Consider the following 3454-nt stretch of genomic DNA (forward strand, 5'->3'; position numbering starts at 1 on the left):
GATAAAGGATTTTTAAAAATAAAATAAAAACTGGCGGCGGCCTACTCTCCCGCTTTCGCAGTACCATCGGCGCTGGTGGGCTTAACTTCTGTGTTCGGAATGGGAACAGGTGAGCCCCACCGCTAAAACCACCCTAAAGAAGGTATATAGCATCTGGCTTTTTGCTGCTGGCTATTGGCTTTTTGCCAATCGCTAACTGCTAGTCGCCATATGCGTTTTAAGCGATAAAAACTTTCACAAAGACAAAACCTTTACTGCGCATAAAGTACTTGTCGTATTTATTTATTAATAATTTGATATAGCAACCAAAGGCTATAAATCTACGGGTAATTAGTACTACTCGGCTATGACATTACTGTCTTTACACCTGTAGCCTATCAACGTCGTCATCTCCAACGACCCTTAAAAGATGTCTCATCTTGAGGCGAGTTTCGCACTTATATGCTTTCAGTGCTTATCTCTTCCAAACGTAGCTACTCAGCAGTGCACCTGGCGGTACAACTGATACACCAGAGGTTTGTTCAATTCGGTCCTCTCGTACTAGAATCAAGCCCTCTCAAACATCTAACGCCCGCAATAGATAGAGACCGAACTGTCTCACGACGTTCTGAACCCAGCTCGCGTGCCACTTTAATGGGCGAACAGCCCAACCCTTGGGACCTTCTCCAGCCCCAGGATGTGACGAGCCGACATCGAGGTGCCGAACCTCCCCGTCGATGTGAGCTCTTGGGGGAGACTAGCCTGTTATCCCCGGAGTACCTTTTATCCTATGAGCGATGGCCCTTCCATACGGAACCACCGGATCACTATGTCCTGCTTTCGCACCTGATCGACTTGTAGGTCTCACAGTCAAGCACCCTTATGCCATTACACTCTACGCACGGTTACCAAGCGTGCTGAGGGTACCTTTGAAAGCCTCCGTTACTCTTTTGGAGGCGACCACCCCAGTCAAACTACCCACCACGCAATGTCCTTCTAAAAGAAGTTAGGCTCCAAGTAAGTAAAGGGTGGTATTTCAACGTTGGCTCCACCTACACTAGCGTGCAAGCTTCAAAGCCTCCCACCTATCCTACACATTACTTACTCAAAGTCAATACGAAGTTATAGTAAAGGTTCACAGGGTCTTTTCGTCCCATTGCGGGTAATCGGCATCTTCACCGATACTACAATTTCACCGAGCTCGTGGCTGAGACAGTGCCCAGATCGTTACACCATTCGTGCAGGTCGGAACTTACCCGACAAGGAATTTCGCTACCTTAGGACCGTTATAGTTACGGCCGCCGTTTACTGGGGCTTCAGTTAATGCCTTCGGTTTAACCCTAAGCACCTTCCTTAACCTTCCAGCACCGGGCAGGTGTCAGACCCTATACAGCATCTTTCGATTTAGCAGAGTCCTGTGTTTTTGATAAACAGTCGCCTGGGCCTCTTCACTGCGGCCACCATTGCTGATGGCGTCTCTTCTTCCGAAGTTACGAGACTATTTTGCCTAGTTCCTTAGCCACGACTCACTCGAGCACCTTAGGATTCTCTCCTCGACCACCTGTGTCGGTTTTGGTACGGGTTGCTTCACTTCGGCTTTTCTTGGATCAGATTACACTACAGCAGCTTCGCCCGAAGGCTAGGCCTTGACTATTCCGTCAGTCTTTAGCAGCTACATCCAACCGTCCCCTTTTTAGTGTGAGCAAGTATGGGAATATTAACCCATTGTCCATCCACTACCCCTTTCGGGTTCGCGTTAGGTCCCGACTAACCCTCAGCTGATTAGCATGGCTGAGGAAGCCTTGGTCTTTCGGTGAGCAGGTTTCTCGCCTGCTTTATCGTTACTTATGCCTACATTTTCTTTTCTATCCGCTCCACAATACCTCACGATACTGCTTCGGCGCAAATAGAATGCTCTCCTACCAGATATATCTAAAATATAAATCCATAGCTTCGGTAATATGTTTATGCCCGATTATTATCCATGCCGGACCGCTCGACTAGTGAGCTGTTACGCACTCTTTAAATGAATGGCTGCTTCCAAGCCAACATCCTAGCTGTCAATGCAGTCCAACCGCGTTGCTTCAACTTAACATATATTTTGGGACCTTAGCTGTTGGTCTGGGTTCTTTCCCTCTCGGACATGGACCTTAGCACCCATGCCCTCACTGCCGTAGAACATTTATTAGCATTCGGAGTTTGTCAGGAATTGGTAGGCGATGAAACCCCCGCATCCAATCAGTAGCTCTACCTCTAATAAACTTATATACGACGCTGCACCTAAATGCATTTCGGAGAGTACGAGCTATCTCCCAGTTTGATTGGCCTTTCACCCCTACCCACAGGTCATCCGAAGACTTTTCAACGTCAACCGGTTCGGTCCTCCACTCTGTGTTACCAGAGCTTCAACCTGCCCATGGGTAGATCACAAGGTTTCGCGTCTAATCCTACTAACTATGCGCCCTATTCAGACTCGCTTTCGCTCCGGCTCCGGTACTTAATACCTTAACCTCGCTAGTAAAATTAACTCGTAGGCTCATTATGCAAAAGGCACGCCGTCACAGCATTACGCTGCTCCGACCGCTTGTAGGCGTACGGTTTCAGGTTCTATTTCACCCTTCTATTCGAAGTGCTTTTCACCTTTCCTTCACAGTACTTGTTCACTATCGGTCTTTCAGGAGTATTTAGCCTTGGAGGATGGTCCCCCCATATTCAGACAGGATTTCACGTGTCCCGCCCTACTCATTTATCACTCAAATATGCCTTTCATATACGGGGCTATCACCCTCTACGGCCGTTCTTTCCAGAACATTCTATTAAACATATAAAAGCTTTTGGGCTAATCCGCTTTCGCTCGCCACTACTTACGGAATCTCTTCGATTTCTTTTCCTCCGGGTACTTAGATGTTTCAGTTCTCCGGGTTTGCTCCTCTTGCGAGGTAATACATCTTCAATGTATTGGGTTGCCCCATTCGGACATCTGCGGATCAATTCGTGTGTGCCAATCCCCGCAGCTTTTCGCAGCTTACCACGTCCTTCTTCGCCTCTGAAAGCCTAGGCATCCGCCATACGCCCTTAACGATTTCTTTCCTATTGGTTACTCAAGCGCTTTATGCGCTCGGTTTTCTCTTTGTGATGTCTTTACCGTTAATGTCAATGATCTTAATGTCTTCTTGTCCAACTGATGAACAGATGTTGTTTTTGGCTCCATCCGTAACTTTTAAATCAGTCTTCCAAAACTGTGGAGAATAAGGGAGTCGAACCCTTGACCTCCTGCGTGCAAGGCAGGCGCTCTAGCCAGCTGAGCTAATTCCCCCTCTAGTTGCTTCTTGCTTATGGCTTCTCGCTATTGGCAAAATGCCAGCAGCCAAAAGCTATTCGCCATCCGCTTTAATTAGTAGTCTCGGGCAGGCTCGAACTGCCGACCTCTACATTATCAGTGTAGCGCTCTAACCAGCTGAGCTACGAGACTCTG

Annotated in this window: 2 tRNA genes and 2 rRNA genes; all 4 read right to left on the bottom strand. The window is 47.8% G+C overall.

Annotated features, from left to right (window positions below):
* Nucleotides 1–28: 28 nt before the first annotated feature.
* Nucleotides 29–136 (bottom strand): 5S ribosomal RNA (rrf, locus tag FN817_RS22920).
* 174 nt (nt 137–310) lie between these two features.
* Nucleotides 311–3068, bottom strand: a 23S ribosomal RNA gene (locus FN817_RS22925).
* A 153-nt stretch (nt 3069–3221) separates the two neighbouring features.
* A tRNA-Ala gene (locus FN817_RS22930) sits at nt 3222–3295 on the bottom strand.
* A gap of 82 nt (nt 3296–3377) precedes the next feature.
* A tRNA-Ile gene (locus FN817_RS22935) sits at nt 3378–3451 on the bottom strand.
* Nucleotides 3452–3454: the final 3 nt, after the last annotated feature.

It is taken from the genome of Chryseobacterium rhizoplanae, from assembly GCF_900182655.1.
Lineage (GTDB): Bacteria > Bacteroidota > Bacteroidia > Flavobacteriales > Weeksellaceae > Chryseobacterium > Chryseobacterium rhizoplanae.